Source organism: Kineococcus deserti, from assembly GCF_050871945.1.
Taxonomy (GTDB): Bacteria; Actinomycetota; Actinomycetes; order Actinomycetales; family Kineococcaceae; genus Kineococcus.
In genome coordinates, this window is sequence record NZ_JBJLSI010000033.1 from 23,205 (window position 1) to 37,648 (window position 14,444).

At 71.3% G+C, this 14,444-nt stretch carries 18 protein-coding genes; all 18 read left to right on the top strand.

Annotation, left to right across the window (positions count from 1 at the left end; genetic code table 11):
- The first annotated feature begins 114 nt into the window (after positions 1 to 114).
- The 18 genes from rpmE to ACRYR2_RS20340 all read left to right on the top strand — a co-directional run bounded on the left by rpmE (position 115) and on the right by ACRYR2_RS20340 (position 14,425).
- Complete coding sequence (gene rpmE, locus ACRYR2_RS20255) at positions 115 to 330, top strand: 50S ribosomal protein L31 (protein WP_432564695.1); 216 nt, start codon at positions 115 to 117, stop codon at positions 328 to 330.
- 88 nt (positions 331 to 418) lie between these two features.
- On the top strand, positions 419 to 1,480 hold the full coding sequence (gene prfA, locus ACRYR2_RS20260; RefSeq protein ID WP_432564696.1) for a peptide chain release factor 1: 1,062 nt from the start codon (positions 419 to 421) through the stop codon (positions 1,478 to 1,480).
- A gap of 126 nt (positions 1,481 to 1,606) precedes the next feature.
- Complete coding sequence (locus tag ACRYR2_RS20265; RefSeq protein WP_432564697.1) at positions 1,607 to 2,092, top strand: ArsR/SmtB family transcription factor; 486 nt, start codon at positions 1,607 to 1,609, stop codon at positions 2,090 to 2,092.
- A 4-nt stretch (positions 2,093 to 2,096) separates the two neighbouring features.
- Complete coding sequence (locus ACRYR2_RS20270) at positions 2,097 to 3,212, top strand: serine hydrolase domain-containing protein (protein WP_432564698.1); 1,116 nt, start codon at positions 2,097 to 2,099, stop codon at positions 3,210 to 3,212.
- A gap of 9 nt (positions 3,213 to 3,221) precedes the next feature.
- Entirely contained in the window at positions 3,222 to 4,079 is an 858-nt protein-coding gene (gene prmC, locus ACRYR2_RS20275; protein WP_432564699.1) for a peptide chain release factor N(5)-glutamine methyltransferase, read from the top strand.
- A 70-nt stretch (positions 4,080 to 4,149) separates the two neighbouring features.
- Positions 4,150 to 4,860, top strand: coding sequence for an L-threonylcarbamoyladenylate synthase (locus tag ACRYR2_RS20280; RefSeq protein WP_432564700.1), 711 nt, complete (start codon positions 4,150 to 4,152; stop codon positions 4,858 to 4,860).
- Positions 4,857 to 6,032 (top strand): MraY family glycosyltransferase, encoded by a 1,176-nt coding sequence (locus ACRYR2_RS20285; RefSeq protein WP_432564701.1) that lies wholly within the window; start codon positions 4,857 to 4,859, stop codon positions 6,030 to 6,032. Before ACRYR2_RS20280 ends, ACRYR2_RS20285 begins: the two co-directional genes overlap by 4 nt.
- Before the next feature lie 143 nt (positions 6,033 to 6,175).
- Positions 6,176 to 6,613, top strand: a complete 438-nt coding sequence (locus ACRYR2_RS20290; protein ID WP_432564702.1) for an ATP synthase subunit I — start codon at positions 6,176 to 6,178, stop codon at positions 6,611 to 6,613.
- On the top strand, positions 6,610 to 6,840 hold the full coding sequence (locus ACRYR2_RS20295) for a hypothetical protein (RefSeq protein ID WP_432564703.1): 231 nt from the start codon (positions 6,610 to 6,612) through the stop codon (positions 6,838 to 6,840). Before ACRYR2_RS20290 ends, ACRYR2_RS20295 begins: the two co-directional genes overlap by 4 nt.
- Positions 6,841 to 6,928: 88 nt before the next feature.
- Complete coding sequence (gene atpB / locus ACRYR2_RS20300; RefSeq protein ID WP_432564704.1) at positions 6,929 to 7,717, top strand: F0F1 ATP synthase subunit A; 789 nt, start codon at positions 6,929 to 6,931, stop codon at positions 7,715 to 7,717.
- A gap of 65 nt (positions 7,718 to 7,782) precedes the next feature.
- Positions 7,783 to 7,995, top strand: a complete 213-nt coding sequence (gene atpE, locus ACRYR2_RS20305; protein WP_432564705.1) for an ATP synthase F0 subunit C — start codon at positions 7,783 to 7,785, stop codon at positions 7,993 to 7,995.
- A gap of 47 nt (positions 7,996 to 8,042) precedes the next feature.
- Positions 8,043 to 8,609 (top strand): F0F1 ATP synthase subunit B, encoded by a 567-nt coding sequence (locus ACRYR2_RS20310; protein ID WP_432564706.1) that lies wholly within the window; start codon positions 8,043 to 8,045, stop codon positions 8,607 to 8,609.
- Positions 8,606 to 9,433 carry a F0F1 ATP synthase subunit delta gene (locus ACRYR2_RS20315; RefSeq protein WP_432564707.1) on the top strand — a complete coding sequence of 276 codons (828 nt, stop codon included), beginning with the start codon at positions 8,606 to 8,608 and terminating at the stop codon, positions 9,431 to 9,433. The genes ACRYR2_RS20310 and ACRYR2_RS20315 overlap by 4 nt, the downstream gene beginning before the upstream one ends.
- Before the next feature lie 104 nt (positions 9,434 to 9,537).
- Positions 9,538 to 11,196: a F0F1 ATP synthase subunit alpha gene (gene atpA, locus ACRYR2_RS20320; protein ID WP_432564708.1), complete on the top strand. Its 1,659-nt coding sequence runs from the start codon at positions 9,538 to 9,540 to the stop codon at positions 11,194 to 11,196.
- Between the two features lie 51 nt (positions 11,197 to 11,247).
- Positions 11,248 to 12,156 (top strand): F0F1 ATP synthase subunit gamma, encoded by a 909-nt coding sequence (locus ACRYR2_RS20325; RefSeq protein ID WP_432564709.1) that lies wholly within the window; start codon positions 11,248 to 11,250, stop codon positions 12,154 to 12,156.
- 64 nt (positions 12,157 to 12,220) lie between these two features.
- Positions 12,221 to 13,681 (top strand): F0F1 ATP synthase subunit beta, encoded by a 1,461-nt coding sequence (gene atpD, locus ACRYR2_RS20330; protein WP_432564710.1) that lies wholly within the window; start codon positions 12,221 to 12,223, stop codon positions 13,679 to 13,681.
- Complete coding sequence (locus tag ACRYR2_RS20335; RefSeq protein WP_432564711.1) at positions 13,681 to 13,956, top strand: F0F1 ATP synthase subunit epsilon; 276 nt, start codon at positions 13,681 to 13,683, stop codon at positions 13,954 to 13,956. Before atpD ends, ACRYR2_RS20335 begins: the two co-directional genes overlap by 1 nt.
- Before the next feature lie 16 nt (positions 13,957 to 13,972).
- Positions 13,973 to 14,425, top strand: a complete 453-nt coding sequence (locus ACRYR2_RS20340) for a DUF2550 domain-containing protein (RefSeq protein ID WP_432564712.1) — start codon at positions 13,973 to 13,975, stop codon at positions 14,423 to 14,425.
- The last annotated feature ends 19 nt before the right edge of the window (positions 14,426 to 14,444 follow it).

Sequence of the window (14,444 nt, forward strand, 5' to 3'; positions counted from 1 at the left end):
CGCCGGGTTCCACTACCCGGCGGCTCCTGTGGGAGACTGCTTCGACCGCAGGTACCGGCTCACGCCAGCACGAACGGCGACCCGGTACCGACGACGCGCTATGAGGAGAACACCATGAAGGCCGGTATCCACCCGGAGTACGTGGAGACCCAGGTCACCTGCACCTGCGGCAACACGTTCACCACCCGCAGCACCGAGAAGGGCGGCGAGATGCGCGCCGACGTGTGCAGCGCCTGCCACCCCTTCTACACGGGCAAGCAGAAGATCCTGGACACCGGCGGCCGTGTCGCCCGCTTCCAGCAGCGCTACGGCAAGAAGACCGCCAAGTAGCACGTCCGCAGCGCCGGTCCCACCGCCCCACGGGGTGGAGGGGCCGGCGCTGTCGCGTTCCCACCCCACCTCGTCCCAGGAGCCCGTCGTGTTCGAGTCCGTCCAGCCGCTGCTCGACGAGCACGCCGAGCTCGAACGCCGGCTGGGTGACCCGGCCGTGCACGCCGACGCCGGCCTGGCCCGCACCCTGGGGCGCCGCTACGCCGAGCTCGGCCAGGTCGTCGAGGCGCACACCGCCTGGCGTGCGGCCGTCGACGACGCCGAGGCCGCCCGCGAGCTGGCCGCCGAGGACCCCGGGTTCGCGGCCGAGCTGCCCGCGCTGGAGCAGGCGGCCACCGAGGCGGGCGAACGGCTGCGCCACGTGCTGCTGCCCCGCGACCCCGACGACGCCCGCGACGTCATCCTGGAGATCAAGGCGGGGGAGGGCGGGGAGGAGTCCGCACTGTTCGCCGGCGACATGCTGCGGATGTACCTGCGCTACGCCGAGCGTCACGGCTGGGCGACCGAGATGATCGACGCCACCCCCAGCGACCTCGGCGGGTACAAGGACGTCTCCGTCGCGGTGAAGACGCGCGGGGCGGCGGCCGAGGGGGTCTGGCGCCGGCTGAAGTACGAGGGCGGCGTGCACCGCGTGCAGCGGGTGCCCGTCACCGAGTCGCAGGGCCGCATCCACACCTCCGCCGTCGGCGTGCTCGTCATGCCCGAGGCCGAGGAGGTCGAGGTGCACATCGACCCGAACGACCTGCGCATCGACGTCTTCCGCTCCTCGGGCCCCGGCGGGCAGAGCGTCAACACGACCGACTCCGCGGTGCGGATCACGCACCTGCCCACGGGCATCGTCGTCAGCTGCCAGAACGAGAAGTCGCAGCTGCAGAACAAGGAGCAGGCGCTGCGGATCCTGCGCGCCCGCCTGCACGCCGCGGCCCAGGAGGCCGCCGACGCCCAGGCCTCGGCCGCGCGCCGGTCGCAGGTGCGTACCGTCGACCGCTCCGAGCGCATCCGCACCTACAACTACGGCGAGAACCGCATCGCCGACCACCGCACGGGGTTCAAGGCCTACAACCTCGACGCCGTCCTCGACGGCGACCTCGACCCGGTCGTGCAGTCGGCCATCGACGCCGACGAGGCCGCCCAGCTCGCCGCCTCCTGACGCACTCCCGAACCCCGCGGAAACAACAGTCTCCGTCGCTCAGAGCTCGCTGTGGCAACGGAGACTGTTGTTTCCGCGGGCATCCTCGTCGGGCGCGATGACTACGGAAGTGCGTAGGATCTACGCATGGACGACGAACGGTGGGACGTCCTGGAGAAGCGGGTCGCCGCGCTCGAGGCCAGGGTGGCCGACGGCGCGGACGCGCGCGAGCACGACGAGTTCTGGGCCCTGCGGGAGCTGAAGCGCCGGGCCCAGGACCGTTCGCACGTCCTGTTCACCGGCAGCCTCACGCTGCCCACGGGGGCGCACTACGAGTGGCAGGAGACCGTCGAGGTCTCCTCGATGCTCCAGGCCGACCCCACGCAGGCCGTCGCGGCGCTGTCCGCGCTCGCGCACCCGGTGCGGATCCAGTTGCTGCACAAGGTCCTGCACGGCCGGCACACCGTCGCCGAGCTCGTCGAGGGGCTCGGCACCTCCGGGCAGCTCTACCACCACCTGCGCCAGCTCGTCGCCGAAGGCTGGCTGGCCACGTCCGGCCGGGGCGTCTACGACGTCCCGCCGGCCCGTGTCGTCCCGCTCGTGACCCTGCTCGCCACCGCCGGACTGAGGTGACCCGTTGCGCCAGGACCTGATGCCCCGCACGAGACCCGCCCTGCTCGTGGCCCTGGCCGCCGCGCTCGTCGCGGGACTGAGCGCCTTCACGCCGCCCGGACCACCCCGCCCGACCGCCGACGCCACCGGCGACGCGGTCCTTGCCGACCGCCTGCGCGCCGCCACCACCGACGTCGTCGGCCGCGGGTTCGCGGTCGCCGCCGGGAACGGCACCACGTCGGCCTCCGCCGCGATCGGCACCGCCGACGCGGGCCGGCCGCTGACCGCGACGACCCCGCAGGAGATCGGCTCGGTCACCAAGTCGATGACCGGTCTGCTGTTCGCGGACGCGGTCGAGCGCGGTGAGGTGGCGCCGGAGACGACGCTGGCCGAGGTGTACCCCGACGCCGGCCTGGCGCCGGAACTGGCGGTCACGACGCTGGCCGAGCTGGCCACCCAGACGTCCGGGCTCCCGCGGCTGAGCACCCGCGCCCACGTCGCGAGCCTGTGGACCGGCCTCACCTACGGCAATCCGTACGCGTGGGACACCCCCGGGTCGCTGCTGTCGGACGCCGGGTCGACCCTGCTGCGCACCCCGCGCGGGGAGTACGCCTACTCCAACCTCGGCTACGCCCTGCTCGGCAACGCCCTGGCCGCACGCGCCGGGACGTCCTACCCGCAGCTCCTGGCCGAGCGGGTCCTGGTCCCGCTCGGCCTGACCGCGACCGTCGCCGGCCCCGCGGCGCCTCCCGCAGGCAGCGCCCGCGAGCTCGCCCCCGACGGCCGCGCGACGTCCCCGTGGCTGTCCGCGGGCAGCACCCCGGCCGGGACGGGCGTGTGGTCCACGGCCGAGGACCTCGGCCGGCTGGCGCGGGCGGCGGCCACCGGGCAGCTGCCGGGGACCCGCGCGCTCGAGCCGGCGGTCGAGACCGGCGGAGCGTGGGCGGGCTGGGGCTGGCTCGTCGCGCAGGTCGGGGGCCGGACGGTCGTCGGGTTCAACGGCGCCACCTACGGGGCCCAGTCCTCCATCTGGGCCGAACCCGCGACGGGGGACTGGGTCGCCGTCACGGCTCCGACCGGTGCCGGGACCGGACCCGGTACCCAGGACGTCGCGTTCCGGTTGCTCGGGCTGCAGAACTAACCTCGGACCGTGATCGACGCCCGCGAGCTCCTGCTCGACGCCGAGCGGCGGCTCGCGGCCGCGGGGGTTCCCTCGCCGCGCACCGACGCCGAGACCCTGCTGGCCCACGCCCTCGGCGTCGACCGGTCCCGGCTCGGCCTGCTCGTGGCGATGGGGGAGGCCGTGCCGGCCGAGGGTTTCGAACCCCTGCTGGAGGAGCGTGAGCGACGCGTTCCGCTGCAGCACCTCACGGGCCGGGCGGGATTCCGCGCACTCGACCTGCACGTGGGGCCCGGGGTGTTCGTGCCGCGGCCGGAGACCGAGACGGTCGCGCAACTGGCCATCGACGAGGCGCACCGGCTCGTCGCGGCGGGGACGTCCCCCGTCGTGGTGGACCTGTGCACGGGATCGGCGGCCATCGCCCTGGCCGTGGCCACAGAGGTCCCGCGCGCCCGGGTGCACGCCGTCGAACTCGACCCGATGGCCCACGCGTGGGCCCGGCGCAACGTCGAGGAGTTCGCCCCCGGCCTGGACCTGCGCGAGGGCGACGCCGCGAGCGCCTTCGCCGACCTCGACGGCACGGTCGACGTCGTGGTGAGCAACCCGCCCTACGTCCCGCCCGGCGCCGTCCCGGTCGACGCCGAGGTGGCCCGGCACGACCCGCAGATCGCCCTGTACGGCCTGGGCGACGACGGGCTGCTGGTGCCCCGCCGCGTCGTCGCCACGGCGGCGCGGCTGCTTCGGCCCGGCGGCCTGGCCGTCGTCGAGCACGCCGAGGTGCAGGAGGAACCGGCCCGTGCCATGTTCGGCGCCCGCGCCTGGCGTGACGTCGGCAGCCACCAGGACCTCACGGGACGTCCCCGCTCCACCACGGCGCGTCGCCGGTAGATCACGTGGCAACCCGCCGAGGCCGACGCTGCCGTTCCACCGGCGGCCGACGGTGGGAGACTCTTCTCCCGTGAGGCCCCCGTTCGATTGCGCAGACCCCGTCATCCGCGAGCGCGGATTGTCCGCCGCCCACAACGCCGTCAAGCGCGGTGAGGTGGTCGTGCTGCCCACCGACACCGTCTACGGGATCGGCGCCGACGCCTTCAACCCCGCCGCCGTCAAACGGCTGCTCGAGGCCAAGGGCCGCGGCCGGGACATGCCGCCGCCGGTCCTGGTGCCCGAGACGCGCACCATCGACGGGCTGGCCAGCTCCATCCCCTTCGCGGTGCGCGAGCTCATCGACGCGTTCTGGCCGGGGGCGCTGACGATCGTCTGCCGCGCCCAGCCGTCGCTGACGTGGGACCTGGGGGAGACGAACGGAACGGTCGCGCTGCGGATGCCGTTGCACCCCGTCGCCCTCGAGCTGCTGGGGCGCACCGGGCCGCTGGCCGTCTCCAGCGCCAACAAGTCCGGCCACCCCGCCGCGACGCTCGTTCCCGAGGCCGTCGAGCAGCTGGGGGAGTCGGTGCGCGTCTACCTCGACGGCGGCCCCAGCCCGAAGGGGGCTCCCTCGACGATCGTCGACGCCTCCAACGGCCCGCTGCGGGTGCTGCGCGTGGGGGCGATCTCCGAGGCGGAGCTGCGCGCCGCCGTCCCCAAGGGCTGGGTCGAGCTGGACGAGCCCGCCGAGGTCGAGCCGCCGGCCGAGGGGTCAGAACCGAGCCCGACGACGAGCGGATGAGGGCCTACCTGCTCGTCATCGTCGTGGCCGCGGCCGTGACGTACCTGACGACGCCCCTGGTGCGGCGGCTGGCCCAGCGCGTCGGGGCGGTGACCCCCCTGCGCGACCGGGACGTGCACACCGTGCCGATCCCGCGCCTGGGGGGGCTGGCGATGCTGCTCGGCATGGGCGCGGCGCTCGTCGTCTCCAGCCGGATCCCGTTCCTGTCGCGCGTCTTCGAGACCGATCCGGGCCCGCTGTGGGTCCTCGTCGGCGCCGCGGTGGTCGTCGCCGTCGGGGTCGCCGACGACATCGTCCAGCTCGACGCCGTCACCAAGCTGGCCGGGCAGGTGCTGGCGGCGGGGATCATGGGCTGGCAGGGCGTGAGCCTGCTGCAGCTGCCGATCGGTGGGGTCACCCTGCTGTCGGGCCGGACGATGATGATCATCACGATCCTCGTGGTGCTGGTGTCGGTGAACGCGGTGAACTTCGTCGACGGCCTGGACGGCCTGGCGGCCGGCATCGTCGGCATCGGCGCGATCGCCTTCTTCGGCTACTCCTACGCCCTGCAGCGCGGCAGCGTCCCGGACGACTTCTCCTCCCTGGCCACGCTCATCGCGGCCATCACCGTCGGGGTCTGCCTGGGGTTCCTGCCGCACAACTTCCACCCGGCGCGCATCTTCATGGGCGACTCCGGTTCGATGCTGCTGGGCCTGCTGATGGCCAGCTCCACGATCGCCGCGACGAGCACCGTCGATCCCGAGACGGTCGCGGACGAGCAGATCGCCCCCGCCTTCTTCCCCCTGCTGCTGCCCATCGCCGTGCTGCTGGTGCCCTTCAGCGACATGCTGCTCGCCGTCGTGCGCCGCACCCGGGCGGGCCGGGCGTTCTGGCACCCGGACAAGAAGCACCTGCACCACCGGTTGTTGCAGATGGGGCACTCGCACCGGATCGCGGTGCTCGTCATGTACTCCTGGGCCGCGTTCCTGAGCTTCGGCGTGGCGTCGTCGGCGTTCCTGCCGCTGACGCAGGCGCTGGCGGTCGCCCTCGCCGCCGGCTGCGTCGTGCTGGCCGTGACGTTCCTGCCCTTGTACTGGCGGCGCCGCAGGCCCACCGTGGAACCCGTGGATCGTGACGCGGCGAACGCAGGACGTGAGGCCAGGACAGTCCCCCCTGAGACTTCACGCACATGACCGACGACGGCGAACGACGCGGCGTAGGAGACCCCGGAGCTCGTGATAGCTTTCACGAAGTCTCCCCGGAACCACCCGCTTCCGGGGCTGCCGCCGATGAGCCTGTCCCACCGGACGACCCGCCGACGACGAAGGAAGAACCCGTGAGCACGAGCACCGACGCAGGAGTCCAGGCCTCCGAGGCCTTCGGCGTCCTGCTGCGTCGTGCGTCGTTGATCTCCGGGATCGCCGCTCTCGTCTGCGTCGTGGTCGCCGCCGTGTGGCAGGGCGTGGGAGCCGGACTGTCCGCTCTCCTCGGCGGCGCGATCGTCGTCGGGTTCTTCGGGGCCCGGCTGGTCGTGATGCGCAAGGTCACCGAGAAGAACCCGCACATGATCATGCTGACCGCGATGGTCGTCTACTCGGTCAAGGTCGTACTGCTGGGCGTGGCGATGCTGCTGCTGATCCGGGTGGAAGGGATCTCCGGTCCCGCACTCGGGTTCACCGTCATCATCACGGCCGTCGTCTGGCTGGCCGCGGAGCTGCGCGCGTTCATGACGATGCGCATCCCGGTCTTCATGTCGGACGAGGGGCGCAAGTGAGCCTGGCGAAGCCCTCGGACGACCCGAGCACCGACATCGGCAACGGCCTCACCGAGAAGGTCGCCTGGAGCATCACGTCGTACCTCATCTCCGGCGCGCTCCTCGGGGCGCTGGCCGGCTGGGGGGTCGACCAGCTGCTCGGCACCGGTTTCGTGGTGGGGATCGGCCTGGTCCTCGGCAAGGCGTTGACCTTGTACTACATGTGGCTCCGGTACGGTACGCACTGACCGCGAGACGCCCGACCACTGTTCAGGGGGCCACGCGGCCGGCAGACCGGCCCCGTACCCACGATGAAGTTCGCACGGAGGAGTTGACGTGAGCCTGCCCCTGCTGGCTGCCGCGGAGAGCGGGTACACCGCGCCCAACCAGGACATCTTCTGGCAGCCGCTGATCGGCAGTGGTGCTTTCGCCATCACGCGGCCGGCCATCGTCTTCGCGCTGTCCGCCGTCCTCATCATCTGGCTGCTGCTGGCCGGGACGAAGCGCCTGGCGGTCGTCCCCGGCAAGAAGCAGATGGCGATGGAGGCCGTCTACGGCTTCGTCCGGAACACCATCGGCCGGGACATCATCGGCAGCAAGGAGTTCCGCAAGTTCGTGCCGCTGCTGTTCACCTTCTTCACGGTCATCCTCGTCAACAACCTGTTCGGCGTCATCCCGCCGATCCAGTACCCGACGATGGGGCGCATCGCGTTCCCGTTGGCGCTGACGATCATGCTGTACCTGACGTACCACTACGTCGGCATCAAGAAGAAGGGGTTCGCCGGCTACTTCGCGGGCGTCGTGCCGCACGGCCTGCCCAAGCCGATCGTGCCGCTGGTGTTCCTGCTCGAGGTCCTGTCGATCGTCGTCATCCAGCCGGTGACGATCACGCTGCGGCTCTTCGGCAACATGTTCGCCGGCCACCTGATCCTCGTGCTGTTCATCACGGGCGCCGAGCACATGCTCCTGCACGGCGGCTTCGGGTTGAAGCTCCTGAGCGTCCCGACGATCGGCATGGCCTTCGCCCTCACGCTCTTCGAACTCTTCGTCGAGTTCCTCCAGGCGTACGTCTACACGATGCTCGCCGCCACCTTCATCGCCAGCGCCCTCGCTGACGAGCACTGAACCGCCCCACCCAGAAACCCCGGGGCGCGGCGTGCGCACCGGCAACGAAAGGAAGACGCAGGACCATGACTGGCTCCCTCGCCATCGTCGGCTACGGCCTCTCCGCCATCGGCCCGGGCATCGGCATCGGCCTCATCTTCGCGGCGTACATCAACGGCGCTGCCCGCCAGCCCGAGGCCCGCGGCATGCTCCAGAGCATCGCCATCCTCGGCTTCGTCCTCGCGGAAGCGCTCGCCATCTTCGGCATCGCGCTCGCCTTCGTCTTCTCGGGGCAGTGACGGGCCTTTCCAGGCTCGCCCACTCGTCCTAGCCCGAAGGAGGAATCGTGCTCGTAGCAGGCTTCGCCGCAGCAGGCGAAGAAGTCGAGGGCGACCCGCTGTACCCGATCCTTCCCCACTGGGGGGAGCTGATCGTCGGCATCGTCTTCGCGATCATCATCTACGCAGTGATCGCCAAGAAGGTCGTCCCGCGCCTCGAGAAGATGTACGAGGAGCGGCGCGCGGCCATCGAGGGCAACGTCGAGAAGGCCGAGAAGGCCCAGGCCGAAGCGCAGGCTGCTCTCGACGAGTACAAGGCCCAGCTCGCGGACGCCCGCGGGGAGGCCAACCGCATCCGTGAGGAGGCGCGCCAGCAGGGTGCGCAGATCCTCGCCGAGATGCGCGAACAGGCCCAGGCCGAGGCCGACCGCATCACGACCTCGGCGCGCGCGACCATCGAGGCCGAGCGTGCCCAGGCCACCGCGCAGCTGCGCGCCGAGGTGGGACGCCTGGCGACCGACCTGGCCGGCCGCATCGTCGGTGAGTCGCTGCAGGACCCCGCTCGCCAGAGCGGTGTCGTGGACCGGTTCCTGGCCGACCTCGAGCGCAGCGAGTCGGGGGCGACCTCCCGATGAGCGAGCTCGACTCCGGCGTCGCGAAGGCGAGCCTCGCCGCCGCGCAGCAGGTGCTCGACGCGCAGTTGGCCGCCGAGGGGGCCGACGCGGGCCGGACGGGGGAGGACCTCTTCGCCGTCACCAGCCTGCTCGACTCCTCGGTCGGCCTGCGCCGCGCGCTGACCGACCCGTCCCGGGACCCCGGGGCCAAGGCGGACTTCGTGCGCCGCACGTTCACCGGCAAGATCAGCCCGGCTGCGGTCGAGACGCTGGCCACGCTGGCCTCGGCCCGCTGGACCGCCGGTCGTGACCTGTCCGACTCCGCCGAACGGCTCGCCGTCGTCGCGGTCGTCACCCAGGCCGAGCGCTCGGGACACCTGGACGCGCTGGAGGACGAGCTCTTCCGGTTCTCCCGGACCATCGCCGGCACCCCGGCCCTGCGGGACGCCCTGGCCGACCGCACGGCCCCGGACGCCAACCGCGCCACGCTCGTGACCCGGCTGCTGCTGGGCAAGGCGTCCCCGGAGACGGTCCAGCTGGTCCGTCGCGCGGCCGTGGCCCCCCGCGGGGTGCGCGCCGAGCGGCTGCTGGAGGAGTGGGTCGAGGTCGTGGCCAGGCGCCGCGAGCAGCTCGTCGCCCACGTCGTCAGCGCCGCGCCGCTGACCGAGGCCCAGCGCGACCGGCTCGCGAGCACGCTGTCGCGTCAGTACGGCCGTCCCATCCGCATCAACGTCGACGTCGACCCCCACCTGGTGGGCGGGCTGCGAGTCAGCATCGGCGACGACGTCATCGACGGGTCGATCTCGACCCGGCTGGACGACGCCCGCCGGCGCCTCGCCGGCTGAGTGCCGACCACCCGGTCGAACGCACCGCCAACCCCCGGTGCACCGTCACAGGGGGGACAATGGACTTCAGGACTGCAGGACCCGAGAAGGAGAGCAGGGCTTCCATGGCCGAGCTGACCATCCGCCCGGAGGAGATCCGGGACGCTCTCGACGCCTTCGTGGCGTCGTACGACCCCGGTACCGCCGCGCGTGAGGAAGTCGGCCGCGTGACCGACGCGGGCGACGGCATCGCCCACGTCGAGGGCCTGCCCTCGGTCATGGCGAACGAGCTGCTGCGCTTCGAGGACGGAACCCTCGGCCTCGCGCAGAACCTCGACGTCCGCGACATCGGTGTGGTCGTCCTGGGCGACTACGCCGGCATCGAGGAGGGCCAGGAGGTCTACCGCACGGGCGAGGTCCTCTCGGTCCCCGTCGGTGACAACTTCCTGGGCCGCGTCGTCGACCCGCTGGGCGCGCCGATCGACGGCCTGGGCCCGATCGAGGCCGAGACCCGTCGTGCGCTGGAACTGCAGGCCCCCTCGGTCGTGCAGCGCCAGGAGGTCCGCGAGCCGCTGCAGACCGGCATCAAGGCCATCGACGCCATGATCCCGGTCGGCCGCGGTCAGCGTCAGCTGATCATCGGCGACCGCCAGACCGGCAAGACCGCGATCGCGATCGACACGATCATCAACCAGAAGGCCAACTGGGCCTCGGGCGACCCCAAGCAGCAGGTCCGCTGCATCTACGTCGCCATCGGCCAGAAGGGCTCCACGATCGCTTCGGTGAAGCGTTCGCTGGAGGAGGCCGGCGCGATGGAGTACACGACCATCGTCGCGGCTCCCGCCTCCGACCCGGCCGGCTTCAAGTACCTCGCGCCGTACACCGGCTCGGCCATCGGCCAGCACTGGATGTACGCCGGCAAGCACGTGCTCATCGTGTTCGACGACCTGTCCAAGCAGGCCGAGGCCTACCGCGCCGTGTCGCTGCTGCTGCGCCGTCCGCCGGGCCGCGAGGCCTACCCGGGTGACGTCTTCTACCTGCACTCCCGTCTGCTGGAGCGCTGCGCGAAGCTGTCCGAGGAGCTCGGTGGCGGCTCGATGACCGGTCTGCCGTTCATCGAGACCAAGGGCAACGACGTCTCGGCGTACATCCCGACCAACGTCATCTCGATCACCGACGGCCAGATCTTCCTGCAGTCGGACCTGTTCAACGCGAACCAGCGTCCGGCGATCGACGTCGGCATCTCGGTGTCCCGCGTCGGTGGCGCCGCGCAGACGAAGGCCATCAAGGGCATCTCCGGCACGCTGAAGCTGGACCTCGCGCAGTTCCGCGCGATGGAGGCGTTCGCGATGTTCGCCTCCGACCTCGACCAGGCTTCGCGCAACCAGCTCGCCCGCGGTGCGCGTCTGGTGGAGCTGCTGAAGCAGCCGCAGTACACGCCGTTCTCCCTGGAGGAGCAGGTCGTCTCGATCTGGGCCGGCACCACCGGTCAGCTCGACTCCGTCGAGGTCTCGGACATCTCCCGCTTCGAGCGCGAGTTCCTCGAGTACGTCAAGCGCAACCACGGCGGCGTCATGCAGGGCATCCGTGAGAGCAAGCAGTTCTCCGACGGCGCCAAGGACGAGCTGAAGAAGGCCATCGACGCCTTCAAGCCGCAGTTCACCGCCGGTGCCACCGACTCGGCCGTCCCGGCCGACGAGGACCACGGCGCGACGGACGCGGACGACATCTCGCAGGAGCAGATCACCACCCGCCGCGGCGGGGCCACGGCCGCCCGCGGCTGAGCACCACCAGAACGAGCAAGGACCGAGCGGAGCAGGGAAGAGGAGCAGGACATGGCAGGCCAGCTGAGGGCCTACCGGCGGCAGATCCGCTCGGTCCAGGCGACCAAGAAGATCACCCGCGCGATGGAGCTGATCGCGGCGTCGCGCATCATCAAGGCGCAGGCGAACGTGCGTGCGTCGACCCCCTACGCGCGGGCGCTGACCCGCGCGGTGTCGGCGGCGGCGTCGAACTCCTCGCTCGACCACCCGCTGATCACCGAGAAGCCCGAGGTCCGGCGCGCGGCCGTGCTGCTGCTGTCCTCCGACCGCGGGCTCGCCGGTGCGTACTCCTCCAGCGTGATCCGCGAAGGTGAACGCCTCACCACCGCGCTGCGGGCCGACGGCCGCGAGATCACCCCCTACCTGGTCGGCCGCAAGGCGGCGGCGTTCTACGGTTTCCGCCGCCGCGAGGTCGCCGACCAGTGGGCCGGCTTCACCGACTCGCCCAGCTACGAGGACGCGAAGAAGATCGGCGACCGGCTGCTGGCCGACTTCGCCAAGGAGTACGCCGACGGCGGCGTCGACGAGATCCACGTCGTCTACACGCACTTCGTCAGCATGGTGACCCAGGAGCCCCGGGTCATCCGGTTGCTCCCGCTGGAGGTCGTCGAGGGCGTCGAGGGGCCCTCGGACGGCGGCCTGCAGCCGCTGTACGAGTTCGAGCCGAGCGCCGACGCGGTCCTGGACGCGCTGCTGCCGCAGTACGTCAACAGCCGCATCTTCAACTGCCTCCTGCAGTCCGCGGCCTCCGAGCTCGCGGCGCGGCAGCGGGCCATGAAGAGCGCGACCGACAACGCGGACGAGCTCATCAAGAAGCTGACCCGGCTGGCCAACAACGCCCGCCAGGCCGACATCACCCAGGAGATCAGCGAGATCGTCGGCGGCGCCGACGCGCTGGCCTCCTCCGGTTCGCGCGCCTGACGGCTGCCGGGCCCACCCACACTTCAGCTAGAACTCACTCGACGAAGGAAGCCCGAGGAGCGACATGACCGCCACCGTCAACGAAGCGCCGACCAGCACCAGCAAGGGTGCGACCGGCCGCATCGCCCGAGTCATCGGACCCGTCGTCGACGTCGAGTTCTCGGCCGACGCGATGCCCGACCAGAACAACGCCCTCACCACCGAGGTGACCATGGGCGGCCAGACGTCCACGGTGACGCTCGAGGTCGCCTCCCACCTGGGCGACAACATGGTCCGCGCCATCTCCCTGAAGCCGACCGACGGCATGGTCCGCGGTGCGGCCGTCGTCGACACCGGCGCCCCGATCTCGGTGCCCGTCGGCAACGTGACCCTGGGCAAGGTCTTCAACGCCATCGGCGAGGCCCTGAACCTCGAGGAGGGCGAGACGCTCGAGGTCACCGAGCGCTGGCCGATCCACCGCAAGGCCCCGAGCTTCGACCAGCTCGAGTCCAAGACCCAGATGTTCGAGACCGGCATCAAGGTCATCGACCTGCTCACCCCGTACGTCCAGGGCGGCAAGATCGGCCTGTTCGGTGGTGCGGGCGTCGGCAAGACCGTCCTCATCCAGGAGATGATCCAGCGCGTCGCGCAGGACCACGGTGGTGTGTCGGTGTTCGCCGGTGTCGGCGAGCGCACCCGTGAGGGCAACGACCTCATCGCCGAGATGGCCGAGGCCGGCGTCTTCGACAAGACCGCCCTCGTGTTCGGCCAGATGGACGAGCCGCCGGGCACGCGTCTGCGCGTCGCCCTGTCCGCGCTGACGATGGCGGAGTACTTCCGCGACGTGCAGAAGCAGGACGTGCTGCTGTTCATCGACAACATCTTCCGGTTCACCCAGGCCGGGTCCGAGGTCTCCACGCTGCTCGGGCGCATGCCCTCGGCCGTGGGGTACCAGCCCACGCTGGCCGACGAGATGGGCGTCCTGCAGGAGCGCATCACCTCGACGCGTGGTCACTCGATCACCTCGCTGCAGGCGATCTACGTCCCCGCCGACGACTACACCGACCCGGCGCCGGCCACGACGTTCGCGCACCTCGACGCGACGACCGAGCTGTCCCGTGAGATCGCCTCGCGTGGTCTGTACCCGGCCGTGGACCCGCTGACCTCGACGTCGCGCATCCTGGACCCGCTGTACATCTCGCAGGACCACTACAACACCGCGGTCCGCGTGAAGCAGATCCTGCAGCGCAACAAGGAACTGCAGGACATCATCGCGATCCTCGGTGTGGACGAGCTGTCGGAGGAGGACAAGCTGACGGTGAGCCGCGCTCGCCGCATCCAGCAGTTCCTCTCGCAGAACACCTACATGGCCGAGAAGTTCACCGGTGTCGCCGGTTCGACCGTCCCGCTCAAGGAGACGATCGAGGGCTTCTCGAAGATCGCCGACGGCGAGCTCGACCACATCGCCGAGCAGGCCTTCTTCAACGTCGGTGGCCTCGAGGACGTCGAGCGCAACTGGGCCCGCATCCAGAAGGAAACCGCCTGATGCCTCTCCAGGTCGAACTCGTCGCCGCCGACCGCTCCGTGTGGTCGGGCGAGGCGTCGCTGGTGCGCGCGCGCACGGCCGAGGGCGACATCGGGATCATGGCCGGTCACCAGCCGACCCTGGCCATCCTCGCCTCGGGTGAGGTCGCCATCAGCGGCTCCGGCGCCGAGGGGGTCACCGCGACCGTCAGCGGGGGCTTCTTCTCGGTCGACCACGACAAGGTGACGATCGTGGCCGAGACCGTCGAGGTCTCCTCGGGCGCAGGCGCCCGCTGAGACCGGCCGGCCGACGGTGCACGAGCTCCTGCTCTCCCTGGAGATCGCGGGAGCGTGCGCCGTCGTCCTGCTCGCGCTGCTCGTCGCCGTGGTGCTGCGCCGCCGTCGGCTGACGTCGCGGCTGGGCACGTTCGACTGTTCCGTCCGCCAGACCCGGGGGACCCGCCGCCGGTGGGCCCTCGGGGTGGCGCGGTACGAGACCGACCGTCTGGACTGGTACCGCACCTTCTCGCTGTCTCCGCGCCCGTCGTGCTCCTACGCACGGCGGGCGCTCGACGTCTCCCTGTTCCGCGACGCCGAGGGCGCCGAGGTCGTGGCCGTGCAGCCGGGCGCGATGATCGTCGAGTGCCGCCTGCACGTCGACGGGGTGGGTGAGGAGGTCGACTTCGCCATGAGCCCGGACGCCTACACGGGGTTCGCATCGTGGCTGGAGTCCGCCCCGCCCGGCCAGGGCGTCAACGTGGCCTGAGCCTCGCCGCGCCGAGCGT